Origin of the sequence: Paraburkholderia translucens (genome assembly GCF_020881035.1) — a bacterium.
Lineage (GTDB): Bacteria > Pseudomonadota > Gammaproteobacteria > Burkholderiales > Burkholderiaceae > Paraburkholderia > Paraburkholderia translucens.
In genome coordinates, this window is the sequence record NZ_JAJITC010000009.1 from 87,974 (window position 1) to 104,139 (window position 16,166).

15 protein-coding genes are annotated in these 16,166 nt (G+C 65.5%); 7 read left to right on the forward strand and 8 right to left on the reverse strand.

Annotated elements, in window-relative coordinates; translation table 11 throughout:
* Nucleotides 1–67 precede the first annotated feature (67 nt).
* Nucleotides 68–247 (reverse strand): 50S ribosomal protein L32, encoded by a 180-nt coding sequence (rpmF, locus tag LJ655_RS18000; RefSeq protein WP_006401275.1) that lies wholly within the window; start codon nucleotides 245–247, stop codon nucleotides 68–70.
* Between the two features lie 102 nt (nucleotides 248–349).
* Nucleotides 350–1,006, reverse strand: coding sequence for a DUF177 domain-containing protein (locus LJ655_RS18005; protein ID WP_230562763.1), 657 nt, complete (start codon nucleotides 1,004–1,006; stop codon nucleotides 350–352).
* Nucleotides 1,007–1,311: 305 nt separating this feature from the next.
* Here LJ655_RS18005 and LJ655_RS18010 point away from each other — a divergent pair, with 305 nt between their 5' ends.
* Together LJ655_RS18010 and LJ655_RS18015 are read left to right on the forward strand one after the other, a co-directional pair.
* The gene (locus LJ655_RS18010; protein WP_230562595.1) at nucleotides 1,312–1,929 is read left to right on the forward strand and encodes a Maf-like protein; all 618 of its coding nucleotides are present in this window, start codon (nucleotides 1,312–1,314) and stop codon (nucleotides 1,927–1,929) included.
* Nucleotides 1,926–2,645: an SAM-dependent methyltransferase gene (locus LJ655_RS18015; protein ID WP_230562596.1), complete on the forward strand. Its 720-nt coding sequence runs from the start codon at nucleotides 1,926–1,928 to the stop codon at nucleotides 2,643–2,645. Before LJ655_RS18010 ends, LJ655_RS18015 begins: the two co-directional genes overlap by 4 nt.
* A 114-nt stretch (nucleotides 2,646–2,759) precedes the next feature.
* Here the strand turns inward: LJ655_RS18015 and LJ655_RS18020 are convergent, their stop codons facing one another.
* From LJ655_RS18020 to LJ655_RS18035, 4 genes are read right to left on the reverse strand one after another with little or no spacing between them, the layout of a single operon-like run.
* Nucleotides 2,760–3,761: a S49 family peptidase gene (locus LJ655_RS18020; protein ID WP_230562597.1), complete on the reverse strand. Its 1,002-nt coding sequence runs from the start codon at nucleotides 3,759–3,761 to the stop codon at nucleotides 2,760–2,762.
* A 29-nt stretch (nucleotides 3,762–3,790) separates the two neighbouring features.
* On the reverse strand, nucleotides 3,791–4,207 hold the full coding sequence (locus LJ655_RS18025; RefSeq protein ID WP_230562598.1) for a Rieske (2Fe-2S) protein: 417 nt from the start codon (nucleotides 4,205–4,207) through the stop codon (nucleotides 3,791–3,793).
* Nucleotides 4,204–4,863 (reverse strand): HAD-IA family hydrolase, encoded by a 660-nt coding sequence (locus LJ655_RS18030; protein ID WP_230562599.1) that lies wholly within the window; start codon nucleotides 4,861–4,863, stop codon nucleotides 4,204–4,206. Before LJ655_RS18030 ends, LJ655_RS18025 begins: the two co-directional genes overlap by 4 nt.
* Nucleotides 4,856–5,905 (reverse strand): RluA family pseudouridine synthase, encoded by a 1,050-nt coding sequence (locus LJ655_RS18035; protein ID WP_230562600.1) that lies wholly within the window; start codon nucleotides 5,903–5,905, stop codon nucleotides 4,856–4,858. The genes LJ655_RS18030 and LJ655_RS18035 overlap by 8 nt, the downstream gene beginning before the upstream one ends.
* A gap of 739 nt (nucleotides 5,906–6,644) precedes the next feature.
* On the opposite strand from LJ655_RS18035, the gene LJ655_RS18040 reads away from it, so the two are divergent.
* The 5 genes from LJ655_RS18040 to LJ655_RS18060 all read left to right on the forward strand — a co-directional run bounded on the left by LJ655_RS18040 (nucleotide 6,645) and on the right by LJ655_RS18060 (nucleotide 13,558).
* Nucleotides 6,645–9,878, forward strand: coding sequence for an Rne/Rng family ribonuclease (locus LJ655_RS18040; protein WP_230562601.1), 3,234 nt, complete (start codon nucleotides 6,645–6,647; stop codon nucleotides 9,876–9,878).
* A 190-nt stretch (nucleotides 9,879–10,068) separates the two neighbouring features.
* Nucleotides 10,069–11,178 carry a GTP 3',8-cyclase MoaA gene (moaA, locus tag LJ655_RS18045; RefSeq protein WP_230562602.1) on the forward strand — a complete coding sequence of 370 codons (1,110 nt, stop codon included), beginning with the start codon at nucleotides 10,069–10,071 and terminating at the stop codon, nucleotides 11,176–11,178.
* Between the two features lie 11 nt (nucleotides 11,179–11,189).
* Nucleotides 11,190–11,816 carry a molybdenum cofactor guanylyltransferase MobA gene (gene mobA, locus LJ655_RS18050; protein ID WP_230562603.1) on the forward strand — a complete coding sequence of 209 codons (627 nt, stop codon included), beginning with the start codon at nucleotides 11,190–11,192 and terminating at the stop codon, nucleotides 11,814–11,816.
* A 61-nt stretch (nucleotides 11,817–11,877) separates the two neighbouring features.
* On the forward strand, nucleotides 11,878–13,194 hold the full coding sequence (moeA, locus tag LJ655_RS18055; protein ID WP_230562604.1) for a molybdopterin molybdotransferase MoeA: 1,317 nt from the start codon (nucleotides 11,878–11,880) through the stop codon (nucleotides 13,192–13,194).
* An 88-nt stretch (nucleotides 13,195–13,282) separates the two neighbouring features.
* A complete protein-coding gene (locus LJ655_RS18060; RefSeq protein ID WP_008923126.1) occupies nucleotides 13,283–13,558 on the forward strand; it encodes a hypothetical protein in 276 nt (91 codons plus the stop codon).
* A gap of 173 nt (nucleotides 13,559–13,731) precedes the next feature.
* Here the strand turns inward: LJ655_RS18060 and LJ655_RS18065 are convergent, their stop codons facing one another.
* Together LJ655_RS18065 and LJ655_RS18070 are read right to left on the reverse strand one after the other, a co-directional pair.
* Nucleotides 13,732–15,180 carry a DNA recombination protein RmuC gene (locus LJ655_RS18065; RefSeq protein ID WP_230562605.1) on the reverse strand — a complete coding sequence of 483 codons (1,449 nt, stop codon included), beginning with the start codon at nucleotides 15,178–15,180 and terminating at the stop codon, nucleotides 13,732–13,734.
* The gene (locus LJ655_RS18070; RefSeq protein ID WP_230562606.1) at nucleotides 15,177–16,166 is read right to left on the reverse strand and encodes a 2-hydroxyacid dehydrogenase; all 990 of its coding nucleotides are present in this window, start codon (nucleotides 16,164–16,166) and stop codon (nucleotides 15,177–15,179) included. Before LJ655_RS18070 ends, LJ655_RS18065 begins: the two co-directional genes overlap by 4 nt.

The window sequence follows — 16,166 nt, forward strand, 5'->3', positions numbered from 1 at the left end:
GAACCAGGAAAATGTCAAGCGAGCCGATCGCTGCGCGAAACGCCACAGGGCGCATCGCAGTCAACGATTAGTCGTTCTTCGTCTTGACGACTTTCTTGCCGCGATAGTAGCCGTTCGGGCTGATGTGGTGACGCAGATGCACTTCGCCCGTGCTCGGCTCGACAGCCAGCGGCGCCGCCGTCAGGAAATCGTGCGAACGGTGCATGCCGCGCTTCGACGGCGACTTCTTGTTTTGTTGAACTGCCATGACTAAAACTCCAAAAAATTTTCCGAATTCTAACACAGCCCGATACGGTCTTAACTACTGGCCAAATGGCCAATATGCCCACATCGCGCCCCCTGCAACTGTTTAGTGCTTCTTGCCGCCCTGTTCGTCGCGCTTGAGACTTTCGAGCGCCGCGAACGGATTGCGCCGCTCGTTGGACTGATTCGGCTCGCTGGCATCGCCAGCCTCGTTCCGCGCGGCTTCGTCGCCTTCGCTTTCGCTGCCGTCGGTGCCCGAGACAAGGCTCTCATGCACTTCAGGACAGACCTCGTGTTTGGGCACGAGGGGCAAGGAAAGCAACAACTCTTCTTCGATCAAGTCGATGAGATCGAACTGACGCGAGCCCACGATCACCTCGACTTCATCTTCGTCCAGCGGAAACTCTTCGGCCTCCGCCTCCGTATTGACGATCCGGTAAGTTGCATCGACGTTGAACGCCTGCGAATACGGCGTCAAGCACCGCTGGCATTCGAGCCACGTGACGCCGTGGATCGCCAGCCGCAGATAAGGCTGCGGACCTTCGGTACCATCGTCCTGCAATTCCGGCTGCGTCGTCCCTTCGGCCTGCCATGTGAACGCGGTGTCGCGATCTGGCGCTTCCGCAGGGATTTCGTTTAACATGCGCGGCAGTTGCGAGACGCGCACGACACCCGCGGCCTGACGCCCGCTCCGCGCAAATTCGAACAGATCGAGTTCATGCGGGTCGGGCAGACCTGCAGGTTTGCCAGGATGTTGAGTCATGTGCGCTCCTGCGTCGGCAAACCAAACATATTGCCGGGGTGATCCGCGAAGGACGATCAGATCCGCCGCGAAGATAATCCGGTGTGCGAGGCAGCCAGCGAAGCCCGCAGCCATTATGTCCGACCCTGCTGCGCTTTCTTTAACCCTCCGAAAGCCGCGAAACGCGCCGGGACCCTTCAAGCGCAAGCATACCGTGAAAAGCCCAAAATCATATCCGTTTTGTCTTTTCGAGTCAAACACTTAAGCCCGTACGCGCGCGCCTCTCGCGACCCCGTACGACCCGCCTCCCCCGTTGCCCGCACATCATGCCTGATTCCTCCAAACGCCCGCCACGCCTGGTTCTGGCGTCGAGTTCGCAGTATCGCCGCAAGTTGCTCGAACGCCTGCGCGTGCCGTTCGACGTCGTCGTGCCCGCGATCGACGAAACCCCACTCGCCGGCGAAACACCCGAAGCCACCGCACTGCGCCTCGCCGAAGCCAAAGCCCGCGCGGTCGCCCAAGTGCTCGCCCACGACGAACGCGCGCTGGTGATCGGCTCCGACCAGGTCGCCACCTACGACGGTCTGCAGATCGGCAAGCCCGGCACGCACGACAGGGCTCTCGCGCAATTGCAGGCGATGCGCGGCCGCGACGTACTGTTTCATAGTGCGCTGTGCCTGTTCGACAGTGCGTCGGACTGCGCGCAAACCGTCGACGTGATCACCCGCGTGCGCTTCCGCAACCTGCCGGACGCGGCGCTCGACGCCTATCTGCATGCCGAAACGCCGTACGACGTGGCCGGCAGCGCCAAATCGGAAGGGCTTGGCATCGCACTGCTCGACGCCATCCATTCCGACGACCCGACTGCGCTCGTCGGCCTGCCGCTGATCGCGCTGTCGAGCATGCTGCTCGCGGCCGACTATCCGCTTCTGGGGGCGCGATGACCGGCACGCTCTATCTGATTCCAAATACGCTCGGCGAAGGCGACGCAAGCGCGCTCGAGCTGGTGCTGCCCGCGCCCGTGCGCGCCCGCGCGGCGTCGCTGCACTATTACATTGGTGAAAACGCGAAAACAACGCGCGCGTTCCTGAAAAAGGTCGGCACCGAGCGGCCCATTCAGGAAATCGAGATTCGCGAACTGAACGTCAATACGCCAGCCGGCGAGATCGACAAGCTGCTCGCGCCGCTGCTCGCAGGCACAGATGCAGGCCTCGTTTCCGAAGCCGGCTGCCCAGCGGTCGCCGATCCGGGCGCGCTGCTCGTGCGTCGCGCGCACGAACGCGGCGTTAAGGTCGTGCCGCTGGTCGGGCCGAGTTCGATTCTGCTTGCGCTGATGGCATCGGGGCTGAACGGCCAGAGCTTCGCGTTTCACGGCTACCTGCCCGTCGACGCCGCCGAGCGCGCCAAGCGGCTGCGCGATCTCGAGCAACAGTCGCGCAAGAGCAGGCAGACGCAGATTTTCATCGAAACACCGTACCGGAACCGCGCGTTGCTCGATACCTTACTGGCCACCTGCGGGCCCTCGACGCTTGTCTGCGTGGCGGTTGATCTGACGCTCCCGACTGAAGTGATCGCGAGCCGGACGGTGAGCGACTGGAAAAAAAAGTCCGACATCGAACTGCACAAGCGGCCGGCGATTTTCCTGATTCTGGCGGCCTGAGCGCAGGCGACGGTCAGCATGAACATCTGCCAGAGAGGAAACACCTGCACCAGGACAAAGCCCGCGCAACAGACCAAATCGATTGCGCGGGCTTTCTCTCTTGTAACTGCCAGCTCAACGCAGATTCATCTTCTCGCCAAGCGCCATCGCGCGAACTGCGCCGGCGCCGAGCGCTGCGCCGAATTTACGGGCAACGCGGTCCGTAATGCTCTCTTTTACCGTGTAATCGACGATATCCGGTGCCTTGAAGATTTCACGCGCAACGTAGTCTGCGTCGCCGAAACCGTCCGCGAGACCTAGTTCGACGCTCTTCTGCCCCGTCCAGAACAGACCGGAGAACATATCCGGCGTCTCATGCAGACGCTTGCCGCGCCCCTGACGCACCGCGTCGATGAACTGGGCGTGGATCTGATCGAGCATATCCTGCGCATGCGCGTCCATCTTCGGGGTTTCCGGCGAGAACGGATCGAAAAATCCCTTGTTCTCACCCGATGTGTGCAACCGGCGTTGAATCCCCAATTTGTCCATCAGCCCGGTGAAACCGAAGCTATCCATTAGCACGCCGATCGAACCGACGATGCTCGCCTTGTCGACATAGATCTTCTCTGCCGCCGCGGCCGCGTAGTAGCCGCCTGATGCGCACATATCGCCGACCACAACATACAGCGGAATCGACGGATATTTGCCGCGCAGCCGCCGAATCTCGCTGTTGATGATACCCGCCTGCACCGGACTGCCGCCCGGGCTGTTGCAGTAAAGGATCACCCCGGCGGTATCGGAGTCTTCGAAGGCGGAATCGAGCGCGGTGTTGATATCTTCGGCGTTCGCATTCGCATCCGTCGCGATTTCGCCGTTAAGCGACACCATTGCCGTATGACGGCCAGTAGTGGCGACCCGCTCGCCCGAGAAGGTCAGTACACCCCAAACCGCCAGGGCGAGCACCACGAGAAACACAAGGCGGAAGAAAATCCGCCAACGCCGCGCGGCGCGTTGCTCGTTGATCGCGGCGAGCGCGATGCGCTCGAGCGCGGCCCGTTCCCAGCCCGGCTCGTCGGCGGGCGCACGGGAACGGCCGCCCGAGCTTGGGTCCTTTTCGGGGGTCAAATTGTCGGACATGCGGACAGTGGGAAAGATTGAACAGGAGATCAGCGCGTGACCGGCAGCAATTCGCCGTCAGGCAGCCAGAATACCGCACGCCCTGCGGGCGTATCGCGCTCTTCGACATGGAGGGGGCGCAATCTGCCCCCGCGACACGGACCACCAACGCATTTGCCGGTATCCGGTGCGTAGATCGCGCCATGGGTCGCGCACATCAAGTATAAACCGGACGATTCGAAGAACTGCCCTTCCTGCCAGTCAAGCTCCATCGGCACGTGGGCACAGCGGTTCAGATAGCCATATGCGCGGCCGTCATAGCGGACGAAAAAAACCACGACATCCTGCTCGCCGAGCCGCGCATCGCGCCGGATGCCGTCGCCGCCATCGACCAGCTCGTCGGCCGCGCAGATGCGCACCACCGGCGCAGCGATGGAAGCAGCGGTGTCCACGCGGTCGGCGCTCATGCGTTCTCCCGCAGCCAGCCCGACAAATCGCTGACGCTCGCCGCGACGAACTTCGGCGACATTGCATTCAGCGAATTCGCCGGATGCGCGCCGTAAGTTACCCCAATCCCCGCCACGCCGGCGTTGAGCGCCATCTGCAGATCGTGCGTCGTATCGCCGATCATTACCGTGCGCGCGGTGTCCTGCCCCAATTCGCGAGTCAGTTCGTGCAGCATCGCAGGGTGCGGCTTCGAGAAGGTTTCGTCAGCGCAGCGCGTGCCGTCGAACAGGCTCGTCAGGCGTGCCTGGTCAAGCGCACGGTTCAGGCCAACGCGACTCTTGCCGGTCGCGACCGCGAGCAGATAGCCGAGGTCGCGCAACTCCTGAAGCATCTCACGCACGCCCGGGAACAGCTCGGTCGTCTGGTCCTTCACCAGATAATGAAAGCGGTAGCGCTCTGATAGGCGCGGATAGTCGGCAGGATCGAGCGTCGGCGCGGCAAGCTGCAGCGCGTCGCGCAGGCCGAGGCCGATCACGTAGCTCGCGGCTTCGTCGGCGGGAACCGGCAGGCCGAGATCCCGACACGCTGCCTGGATGCTGCGGGTGATGTGCACGGTCGAATCCATCAGCGTGCCGTCCCAGTCAAAGACGATCAGATCAAATTGCTCTCTAGCCATGCAAGGTCGTCTCCGGGTTGGACCCAGTGCGTAGTTCATTGAGTTGTTGGATAAAGCCGCGGCAATCGGCCGGCAACGGCGCATCCAGCTGCAGCGGCGCGCCAGTGGCCGGATGCGTCAGCTTGAGCCGGAAGGCGTGCAAAAACATGCGCTTGATGCCCGGCTTCGCGTTGGCACGCGCAAGCGCCTTGTTCAGCGCGAAATCGCCATATTTCGCGTCGCCGACGATCGGCAGCTCCAGATGTTGCAGATGAACGCGAATCTGGTGTGTGCGCCCCGTCTTCAGCTCGGCCTCCAGCAGCGCATAATGCGGCCAGCGGTCGATCAGATTGAAGACCGTGTGGGAAGCGAGACCATCGGCTTGCACCCGGACGCGGCGCTCGCCGTCGGCGGTCAGGTACTTGTGCAGCGGTTCCTTCACCGCGCGGCGGCGGCCCCAGTCGCTCGACCATTCGCCGTGCACGCATGCGTAGTAGCGCTTGTCCATCCGGTTCTCGCGAATCTGCTCATGCAGATTGACGAGCGCCGCGCGCTTCTTTGCGAGCATCAGGATGCCCGAGGTCTCGCGATCCAACCGATGCACGAGTTCGAGGAATTTCGCCTGCGGCCGCGCCTCGCGCATCTGTTCGATCACGCCGAACGCAACACCGCTGCCGCCGTGCACCGCGACGCCAGCCGGCTTGTCGATCACAAGCAGATGCTCGTCTTCGAACAGGATGTGAAAGCCGCCGGCGGGCACCGGCACATGCGCCGCGGCTTCGTTCGGCCGGGCGACGCGGATCGGCGGCACACGCACGAGATCGCCCAGTTCGAGACGGTATTGCGCATCGATCCGGCCCTTGTTCACGCGCACCTCGCCGCTGCGCAGGATCCGGTAGATATGGCTTTTGGGCACGCCCTTGCAAACGCGCAGCAGGAAATTGTCGATGCGCTGACCGGCCGCGCTGTCGTCGATTTCGATCAGCGAGACCTGGTCGCTCGAAACCGAGCCTTCGACCGCGCCCGCAACCGATCTCTGGGAAGTTTTGCCTAACTCTTTCATTCTGAATATAATTTGCCCAGCAGTCCGCGACGGCCGGCGCAGTGTTCGCGCAGTGTCCGGAATGCGGGTGGATTGCGCGAGCGCAAGCGATAAACCATTATTTTACTTGCGCCGGGGTCTGGTTGCTCACCCTGAAAATGAGATGCAACAAGTTGCACGCGCGAAGTCAGCACCCGGCAGGGACGGCGCCCACAGGCGCATTCGGTCAAGGTCGGCTTCGACGGTAACGGAATCTTGGTAAAAAAGAATTTAGCTTTCAGCTTCGTGATCCGGGTGGTATGACGCCCTGCTGGACGAAGCTGCAAGTCGCGAAAATACGGCGTGCGCCCGAGGCGTCTTGTAGAAAGTACAAGACATGGCGACGTCAAAAGAAGGCGAGACACCCCCGGCAGGAAAAGACGCGCCGCCTGCGCGAACTTCCCGTTGCGGCATGACCGCGGACTTTGGCCCTTTGCTCGCGCGCCCATCTGGCGCGCCGGCACCCCAGGCCGAAGGCTTATGAAGGTCTGCTGGCAAAACGCGGCGTGTCAGGCCATGATTTGAAGCCGTGTTCGCATGTGCCCTGCGGCACCGCGCCCTTCTTTTTATTGGGCGCGGGCCCTCTCAGGCAATTCTCCCGCCATCTTTCCCGCTCCAGCGTGCTTGTGAAAACACAATAAGACGCGGCACGCCTGCCTTCTCCGCTCTCGCGACTGACAACCGCGCAGCCGGACCGGCGAGGCCGCTCTGGAGTCGTTCAATGAAACGAATGTTGTTCAACGCGACGCAGCAGGAAGAACTGCGCGTCGCCATCGTCGATGGGCAAAAACTCATCGACATCGATATCGAAACCGCCGGCCGCGAACAGCGCAAAGGCAATATTTACAAGGGCATCATCACGCGCATCGAGCCGTCGCTCGAGGCCTGCTTCGTCAATTACGGCGAAGACCGCCACGGCTTCCTGCCATTCAAGGAAGTCGCCCGCCAGTACTTCCGCGAAGGCGTCGACATGCGTTCCGCGCGCATCCAGGACGCGCTCAAGGAGGGTCAGGAACTGATCGTCCAAGTCGAAAAGGAGGAACGCGGCAACAAGGGCGCAGCCCTGACCACGTTCATTTCGCTCGCCGGCCGCTATCTGGTGCTGATGCCGAATAACCCGCGGGGCGGCGGCGTGTCGCGCCGGATCGAAGGCGACGACCGCCAGGAACTGCGCGAAACCATGGCGCAGCTGCAACTGCCGGAAGGCATGAGCATCATCGCGCGCACGGCCGGCATCGGGCGCAGCGCCGAAGAGCTGCAGTGGGACCTGAACTACCTGATGCAACTGTGGCGCGCGATCGAAGCCGCGTCGCAGAGCGGCACGGCCGGTCAGCCAATGCTGATCTATCTCGAATCGAGCCTCGTGATCCGCGCGATTCGTGACTACTTCCAGCCCGATATCGGCGAAATCCTGATCGATACCACCGAAATTCATGACCAGGCGCGCGCCTTCATGGATATCGTGATGCCGGACAACGTCGGCAAGGTGAAGCGCTACCACGACGACGTGCCGCTCTTCTCACGCTTCCAGATCGAGCACCAGATCGAAACCGCGTACTCGCGCACCGTGCCGCTGCCGTCGGGTGGCGCGATCGTGATCGACCACACCGAAGCGCTCGTCGCGATCGACGTGAACTCGGCGCGCGCGACCAAGGGCGCGGACATCGAGGAAACGGCCGCGCGCACGAACCTCGAAGCCGCCGACGAAGTCGCCCGGCAGTTGCGTCTGCGCGACCTCGGCGGCCTGATCGTGATCGATTTCATCGACATGGAATCGGCCAAGAGCCAGCGCGAAGTCGAGCAGCGCCTGAAAGACGCGCTCAAGCACGACCGCGCCCGCGTGCAGATGGGCAAGATCTCGCGCTTCGGTCTGATGGAGCTGTCACGTCAGCGTCTGCGTCCGGCACTGTCGGAAGGCAGCCACGTGACGTGCCCGCGCTGCAACGGCACGGGCCACATCCGCGATACCGAATCGTCCGCGCTGCAAGTGCTGCGGATCATTCAGGAAGAGGCGATGAAGGAAAACACCGCGGCGATCCACTGCCAGGTGCCGGTCGAAGTGACCGCCTTCCTGTTGAACGAGAAGCGCGCCGAAATCAACAAGATCGAGTCGCGTTTCAAGGTCAACGTCGTGCTGATCCCGAACAAGCACCTCGACACGCCGCACTACAAGCTCGAGCGCCTGCGTCACGACGACACGCGTCTGGACGACCCGCGCGCATCGTGGAAGATGGCCGAAGAAGCGGCCCGCGAGCTCGAATCGGAAACCGGCTACAGCAAGCGCGCCGAGGAAGCGAAGCCGAAGCAGGAAGCGGCGGTCAAGGGCATCACGCCCGAGAAGCCGGCGCCGAGCGCACCGGTCCGCCCGGTGGCCACGCCGGCTCCGGTCGCGGTGACGCCGGGCAGCGGCGGCTTCATCCGCTGGCTGAAGAATCTGTTCGGCATAGAGCCGGCTGCTCCGGCACCCGTCGCGCCAGCCGCGACCGACAAGCAAGCCCGTCCGCAACGCGGTGAACGCACGGAGCGCGGTGAGCGCACGGGCGAGCGTAGCGGCGATCGCAACCGCAACCGCCGTGGCGGTGCAGGCGGACGCGACGCGGCAACGCGCGGCGAGGGCGTGACCGGCGGCCGCCAGGCGCAAGGTCAGCAACCGTCGCAGCGTCGCGAAGAACGCGAGGGCCGTGAGGCGCGCGAGGGCCGCGAGCCGCGCGCTCCCCGTGAACAGCGCGAACCGCGTGAGGCCCGGGAAGGCCGCGAGGCACGCGAACCGCGTGAGGCGCGCGAACCCCGCGAAGGTCGCGAGCGCGACAACCGTGCCGTTGAGCGCGCAGAAGCCGTCGAAGGCGCGGCGCGCGCCGAGCGCCAGGAACGCGGTGAGCGCCGCGAGCGTGGCGAGCGCGCTGAACGCGTCGAACGTGGCGAGCGCCGCAAGCCGCAGGCGGAAGCGGCCGCGGCGCTGACGCAAACCGACGCTCAGGCCGCCGACGAACAGGCGCGCAACCGCGCCGCAGTCGGTGAAAACGGCGCGCCGCTGGATCAGGAAGCGGTCGCGCGTGACGGCGAGGAGCGTCGCCGCCGCCGCCGCGGCCGTCGTGGTGGCCGTCGTGAGCGCGAAGAGGACGTGAACGGCAACCTCGCAGCAGACGTCGCGGAAGCAGAAGGCGACAACGTCGCCGCCAGCGACGAAGCGCCCTTGCGCATCGAGCAACCGTTCGAGCACACGGCTGAAGCCAGCAAAGCTAAAGACGTGACGCCGGTCGAAGTGGTCGTCGCCGCTGTTGCGACGGAAACCGTCGTCGTGACCGAACTGCACGCGGCGGCCGAAACGCCGGCTCTGGCAGCGGAAAATGCCGCGAAGACCGAAAAGATGGTGCCGGTCGAAGAGGCTCCGGCGGCATCGATCGAACCTGCAGCGCCGGTGGAACCGGCTGTCGAAGCGCCGGCGGTAGCAGAACAAGCCGCTCCGGCCGCAGGCGAAGCGGCTGCGCCGGTTGAACCGGTCGCGCATGTCGAAGCGCCGGCAGTCGTGCCGGTCGCGCAAGCGCAACCGGCCGCCCCGAGCGAACCGCAAGCCGCTCCGGCTGCGCTCGACACCGCGGCTCCGGCCACGATCGTCGAGGCACCGGCGGCTGAGCCGGCACCGCAGGCCGAAATCGTCGAGTCGCAAGCGGCCGTCGAAAAGGAGCCGGCCGCGTTCGAACCGGCAGCCGTCGCCGCGGCGGGGCAGCAGGCTCCCGCTCGCAGCACCGCACCCGCATCGGCCGATGCATTGAAGCCGGTCCTCGAACAGGCTGGCCTGATCTGGGTCAACACCGACGCCGACAAGCTGCGCGCCGCGCAGGAAGCGGCGGCGCAGACGATCAAGCCGCCGCGCGTGATCCGTGAGCGCAAGGCGTTGCCGCCGGTCGACACCACGCCGATGCAACAGGTCGAAACGATCAAGCATCCGCAGTAAGTCGCGTCGTTGTCAGTGAAAGAGCCCGCCCTTCCCGGCGGGCTCTTTCTTTTGGTGGCCTTTCGTCGCCGCGAGCCGGGTCATGCCGCTCCCCGTATACCCCGACAACGCCCGCGGCAGGCCTGCCGCCCCGGGCATTTCCGATAGAATGAATCATCCGCAGCCGATCAAGCACCTGACGAAGCACCTCATGTCCCGACGCATCATCCCCGTTGCCGATCTCAGCACGGCGCCGGTCATCGCAGGCCCGACGCAAACGCCTAGCGGCGTGCTGCATGACGCGCTCGCGCGTCCGCTGCGGGATCTGCGCATCTCGGTGACGGACCGCTGCAACTTCCGCTGCGTCTACTGCATGCCACGCGCAGTGTTCGACAAAGACTATGCGTTCCTGCCCCACAGCGCGCTGCTGAGCTTTGAGGAGATCGAACGGCTCGCGCAGCTATTCGTCGCGCATGGCGTCGAGAAGATTCGCCTGACCGGCGGCGAGCCGCTGCTACGCAAGAACCTCGAATTCCTGATCGACCGGCTCGCCCGACTGACCACGCCCGCGGGCCGTCCGCTCGATCTCACGCTGACCACCAACGGCTCGCTGCTCGCGCGCAAGGCGCGCAGCCTGAAGGACGCCGGCCTCACGCGCGTGACCGTCAGCCTCGACGCCCTCGACGACGCCCTTATCCGCCGCATGAACGACGCCGACTTCGCGGTCGCCGACGTACTCGACGGCATCGCCGCCGCTCACGCGGTCGGGCTCGCGCCGCTGAAAGTGAATATGGTCGTCAAACGCGGCACCAACGACGGCGAAATCGTCGCGATGGCGCGGCATTTCAAAGGCACCGGCGCGGTGCTGCGGTTTATCGAGTACATGGACGTCGGCACGTCGAACGGCTGGAACATGACTGAAGTGCTGCCCTCCGCCGAGGTCGTCTCGCGCATCGCCGAGCACTTCCCGCTCGTGCCGCTCGAAGCGCACAGCGCCGCCGAGACCGCTCAGCGCTGGGGCTATGTCGACGGCGGCGGCGAGATCGGCGTCATTTCGAGCGTCACGCGCGCGTTCTGCGGCGCTTGCACGCGCGCGCGTTTGTCGACCGAGGGCAAGCTGTACCTGTGCCTGTTCGCATCGACCGGTCACGATCTGCGCGCGTTGCTGCGCGGCGCCGCGAGCGACGCTGAGATCGCCACCGCCATTGCCGAAATCTGGCAAGGCCGCAGCGACCGCTACTCGCAGCTGCGCGGCAGCCAGCCGGCCGATCCGGGCGAGCCGGGCGGACGTCGCGTCGAAATGTCCTACATCGGCGGCTGAGCGGCCGGCGCATGTCCATCACCCGCGAACAGATCACCGGCCTCGTGCTCGCGGGCGGACGCGGCACGCGCATGGGCGGTGTCGACAAGGGGCTCCAGCCGCTCCACGGTGAACCGCTCGCCGCTCACGTGCTGCGGCGCCTCGCTCCGCAGACCGGCCCGCTCTTGATCAGCGCGAACCGTCATCCCGACGTCTATGCGGCGCTCGGCGCGCCCTATCGCGCCACCGTCCTTGCCGACAGCCTCCCCGACTTTCCCGGTCCGCTGGCCGGCATGCTCTCTGGACTGCGCGCCGCCCGCACCGCGTACCTGCTCAGCGCACCCTGCGATTCGCCGTGGCTGCCCACCAATCTCGCCGCGTGCCTCGCGCACGCACTCGAGGCGAACCACGCCGACATCGCCACCGTCACTACCGTGGACGCCCACGGCGGGACGTCGCTGCATCCAGTGTTCGCGCTCATGCGCGCCGCCCTCGCGGACGACATGGCCACGTTTCTGGCCGCTGGCGAGCGCAAGGTCCGCGCGTGGTACGCGCGCCACACGACAGTCGAAGTCGTCTTTACCGACGAGCGCGCGTTTTACAATGCCAACTCGTTACAAGAACTCGCCGACCTCGAACGTAATCGAGGCCCCGGCTGACAGCCGCTCCGGCCGCACGGCAACAGCCGCGCCCGTCTCCAGTCGCGGCGCCCAGCCCTTCATGACCACGCTCAACGACTTTTCCCGCTGCGTCGCGCAGTACGATCCACACGCGCTACCCGTCTCGGCCGCTCAGGCGATTGTCCGGCAGTGGGCGACACCGGTCGCGGCCATCGAGCGCGTGTCCTTGCGCGATGCCCTCGACCGCGTGCTGGCCGCCGACATCGTGTCACCGATCGACGTGCCCGCGCACGACAACTCCGCAATGGACGGCTATGCGTTCAACCACGCCGCGCTCGGCGGCGGCACGCAAGGCGGCGAACACAGTGTCGAGCTGATGGTCACCGGCACGGCGCTAGCCGGACATCCGTTCACGGGCCGCGTTGCGGCGAATCAGTGCGTGCGCGTGATGACCGGCGCCTGCATGCCCGCGGGCTGCGACACCGTCGTGCCACAGGAACGGGTGACGCGCGACGGCGCGGAGTCCCCGTCGATCCGCTTCGCTGCCAACGCGGTCACGGCGGGCGCGAACCGCCGCCGCGCCGGCGAGGATCTCGCGCGCGGTCACGTCGCGCTGCATGCTGGCCGCATCGTGCGCGCGTCGGACCTCGGTCTGCTCGCCTCGCTCGGCATCGGCGAAGTCAGCGTGCGGCGGCGTCTGCGGGTCGCGTTCTTTTCGACCGGCGACGAACTGCGCTCGCTCGGCGAGCCGCTCGATGCCGGCTCGGTCTACGACAGCAATCGCTACACGCTGTTTGCGATGTTGCGGCGCCTGAACGTCGACACGCTCGATCTCGGCGTCGTGCGCGACGAGCCGGCCGCGCTCGAAGCCGCGCTGCACAGCGCCGCGGCCAATGCCGACGTGGTGCTGACCTCGGGCGGCGTGTCGGTCGGCGAAGCTGACCTCACGAAGCGACTGGTGCAGAGCTTTGGCGACGTCGCCTTCTGGAGCCTCGCGATGCGCCCCGGCCGGCCGCTCGCGTTCGGCCGCCTGTGGTCCGGTGCGCGTCCAGGGCTCGGCCATCCTGCGCTATTCTTCGGCCTGCCGGGCAATCCGGTCGCCGTGATGGTGACGTTCTATCAGATCGTGCGCGAAGCCCTGCTGCTGATGGCTGGCACGACGCCGCGCCCGCTGCCGGTGATTCACGCGACCAGCCGCGTGGCGCTGGCCAAGCGCGCGGGCCGCACCGAATTCCAGCGCGGCATCGCTGAACAGGACGCGCATGGGCACTGGCACGTGAGCCCGACCGGTTCGCAAAGCTCGGGCGTGCTGAGTTCGATGAGCGAAGCAAACTGCTTCATCGTGCTCGGCCACGACGAGGGCGACATCGACGTCGGCGAACGCGTGTCGATCATGCTGTTCGACGGTCTCATCTGAGGTTCCGCGCGGCGCATTGATCGCACCAGATCGGCGCCGCATCCGCACTCCACCCCCTATCACTACGACACACACGGGTTTGACTTACATGAAAAAACAGATCTCGTTCATCGCACCAGGACAGACGGCCAAAGCGCTGATCCTCGTGTATCTGACGTTCTCAGTGCCGATCGTGCTGCTCGGCGTGGTGGTCGCGTTCGTGCGCTATGGCTCGGTGGAGCTGAGCACGGTGTTCAGCGCGCTGCTGCTGAACGCGATCCTCGGCTTCGTGCTGCTGTGGATCGCGTGCCACGCCTACAACTGGGTCGCGTCGCGCTTCGGTGGTATTGAAATCCATCTGGCCGACGCACCGGAAGAAGCGTAATGCCGGCGACGATCCGCGCCGCCACGTACGCGGATGCCGGTGCGAGCTTCCCGCTCCGCCACGGGCTCGCGCGGGCCGGAGACCTCACGCACATCTTCGCCGCGACTCAGGAAAGCCTGAGCGACGATCTGAAGCGGCCGGCTCGAGGCGCTCGAGTTCTAGCGCCTCGCCGCTCATTGCTCATCAGGCTCCGCACCCGACAGCGCATCGCCGAGCAGCCCGTTTGCCTCGTCGCCCGGCAATGCCTCGACATCGCGCAGCTTGCGGTTCATCATGCGCGTGCGCGTTTCCGCGGCCTCGATTGAACGCGTGACGGTTTCGAGCTGCGCCTTGGTCCTGGCGAGCACGTCGCCGAACTTGCCGAATTCCGTCTTCACCGCGCCGAGCACCTGCCACACCTCGCTCGAACGCTTCTCGATCGCCAGCGTGCGAAAACCCATCTGCAGACTATTGAGCAACGCGGTCAACGTGGTCGGCCCAGCAATCGTCACGCGATAGTCGCGCTGCAGCAGGTCCGTCAACCCCGGCCGGCGCAGCACTTCCGCGTACAGGCCCTCGGTCGGCAGGAATAGCAGCGCGAAGTCGGTCGTATGCGGCGGCGCCACGTACTTCTCGGCGATCGTGCGCGCCTCCGCGCGAATCCGCGCCTCGAGCGCACGCGATGCTTCCTCGACCGCGAGCGGATCGGCGCGCTCCTGCGCTTCGATCAGCCGCTCGTAGTCCTCGCGGGGGAACTTGGCGTCGATCGGCAGCCACACCGGCGTATTCGCGCCGCCGGGCTCCGGCCGCCCAGGCAGACGAATTGCGAACTCCACGCGATCGGCGCTCTTCGGCACCGTCGCGACGTTCTTCGCGTATTGATCGGCGGTCAGCAGTTGTTCGAGCAAGGCTTCGAGCTGCACTTCGCCCCATGTGCCACGCGTCTTGACGTTGGTCAGCACGCGCTTCAGATCGCCGACGCCGGCCGCCAGCGTCTGCATTTCGCCGAGGCCGCGATGCACCTGTTCGAGCCGGTCGGACACGAGCTTGAACGATTCGCCGAGCCGCTGCTCGAGCGTCGCGTGCAGTTTTTCGTCGACGGTGCGGCGCATCTCCTCGAGCCGCGCCGCATTGTTCGCCTCGATGTCCTTCAGGCGCTGCTCGATCGTCGCGCGCACTTCGGCGAAGCGCCGGTCGTTCGCCTCGGTCAGTTGTCCGAGTTGCAGGCTCAGCGTGTCGCCGAACTGCTTCAGCGAGCGGCCCTGCTCGTCGCGCGCCTGCTGCGCCTGCGCCTGCAGGCTGTGGCGCACGGCATCGAGCTGCTGCGCAAAACCGTCGATCTTGCCGCCTTGCACCGTCGTCATGCTGCTGAACTGCGAGGCGAGCGTCTGCTGAAACTGCGCGAAGCCGCTGCTCTGCTCGGTGCGCGACACGCGCGCCGTCTCGGCGATGTCATTGCGCAATTGCCGCTCGAGCCGCTCGGCGGTATGGGCGTGGGCGTCGACGACGGCATCGACGCGTTCGTTCAGCATCTCGAATTGCTCGTGCCATTCCGTGCGGTCGTGACCGCGCAGCAGCAACGTCAGCGCAATCACGAGGGCAACCGCCAGGACCGCGACGGCGGCCACCAGAATCATCGTCATGAACGCGCCTTGCCGATGACGTCGGGGTTGATCGGATTCGGCGGCTGACCGGCGCGCGGTCCAACGCCCAATCCGGCGATCAGGTTGTCCGCGGCGAGGTTCGCCATGGCGCGGCGCGTGGTTTCGGTCGCGCTCGCGATGTGCGGCGTCAGTACGACGTTTGGCACGTTGAGCAGCGCCGGATTGAGATTCGGCTCGCCCTCGAACACGTCGAGACCGGCCGCCGCGATGCGTCTGTTGCGCAGCGCGTCGGCCAACGCCGCATCGTCGACGATGCCGCCGCGCGCGATGTTCGTGAGCGTCGCGCTCGGCTTCATCAGCGCGAGTTCGGCCGCGCCGATCGTGTGGTGGTTGTCTTTGGTGTACGGCAGCACCAGCACGACGTGGTCGGCGTGCCGCAACAGATCATCTTTCGACACGTACTCCGCGTTCAGCTCGGTCTCGATCTGCGGCGCGACGCGCGAGCGGTTGTGATAGATGACCCGCATGTTGAAGCCCCGCGCGCGCCGCGCGAGCGCCTGTCCGATCCGGCCCATGCCGATCACGCCGAGCGTCGAGCCGTACAGGTCGCTGCCGAGGAAACCGTCGTAGCTCCATTTCTGCCAATGCCCGGCGCGCAGCCAGTGCTCGGATTCTGCGATGCGGCGCGCGGCGGCCATCATCAGCGCCCAGCCGAAGTCAGCGGTCGATTCGTTCAGCACGTCCGGCGTGTTGGTGCCGAGTACGTTCGCCGCGTTGAACGCGGCCATATCGAAGTTGTTGTAGCCGACCGCCATGTTGGACACGACGCGCAGACGCGGCGCCGCGGCGAGCACACCCGCGTCGATCATCTCGCCGGCCGTCAGCGCGCCGTCCTTGTCCGCGAGACGGCGCTTCAGTTCGTCGGCGGGCAACACGTCGCCCTCGTTCCAGTCGACGTCGAAGTACTGCTTGAGCCGGTCGATCACATCGGGAAAGATCGAACGGGCGACGAGGATTTTCTGCAT

Excerpts from the sequence above, each read along its gene's own strand:
- rpmF (WP_006401275.1), bottom strand. The coding sequence starts at position 247 with ATGGCAGTTCAACAAAACAAGAAGTCGCCGTCGAAGCGCGGCATGCAC.
- moaA (WP_230562602.1), top strand. The coding sequence starts at position 10,069 with ATGTCCCGACGCATCATCCCCGTTGCCGATCTCAGCACGGCGCCGGTC.
- LJ655_RS18025 (WP_230562598.1), bottom strand. The coding sequence starts at position 4,207 with ATGAGCGCCGACCGCGTGGACACCGCTGCTTCCATCGCTGCGCCGGTG.
- LJ655_RS18005 (WP_230562763.1), bottom strand. The coding sequence starts at position 1,006 with ATGACTCAACATCCTGGCAAACCTGCAGGTCTGCCCGACCCGCATGAA.
- LJ655_RS18030 (WP_230562599.1), bottom strand. The coding sequence starts at position 4,863 with ATGGCTAGAGAGCAATTTGATCTGATCGTCTTTGACTGGGACGGCACG.
- mobA (WP_230562603.1), top strand. The coding sequence starts at position 11,190 with ATGTCCATCACCCGCGAACAGATCACCGGCCTCGTGCTCGCGGGCGGA.
- LJ655_RS18020 (WP_230562597.1), bottom strand. The coding sequence starts at position 3,761 with ATGTCCGACAATTTGACCCCCGAAAAGGACCCAAGCTCGGGCGGCCGT.
- LJ655_RS18070 (WP_230562606.1), bottom strand. The coding sequence starts at position 16,166 with ATGCAGAAAATCCTCGTCGCCCGTTCGATCTTTCCCGATGTGATCGAC.
- LJ655_RS18015 (WP_230562596.1), top strand. The coding sequence starts at position 1,926 with ATGACCGGCACGCTCTATCTGATTCCAAATACGCTCGGCGAAGGCGAC.
- LJ655_RS18060 (WP_008923126.1), top strand. The coding sequence starts at position 13,283 with ATGAAAAAACAGATCTCGTTCATCGCACCAGGACAGACGGCCAAAGCG.
- LJ655_RS18035 (WP_230562600.1), bottom strand. The coding sequence starts at position 5,905 with ATGAAAGAGTTAGGCAAAACTTCCCAGAGATCGGTTGCGGGCGCGGTC.
- moeA (WP_230562604.1), top strand. The coding sequence starts at position 11,878 with ATGACCACGCTCAACGACTTTTCCCGCTGCGTCGCGCAGTACGATCCA.
- LJ655_RS18040 (WP_230562601.1), top strand. The coding sequence starts at position 6,645 with ATGAAACGAATGTTGTTCAACGCGACGCAGCAGGAAGAACTGCGCGTC.
- LJ655_RS18010 (WP_230562595.1), top strand. The coding sequence starts at position 1,312 with ATGCCTGATTCCTCCAAACGCCCGCCACGCCTGGTTCTGGCGTCGAGT.
- LJ655_RS18065 (WP_230562605.1), bottom strand. The coding sequence starts at position 15,180 with ATGACGATGATTCTGGTGGCCGCCGTCGCGGTCCTGGCGGTTGCCCTC.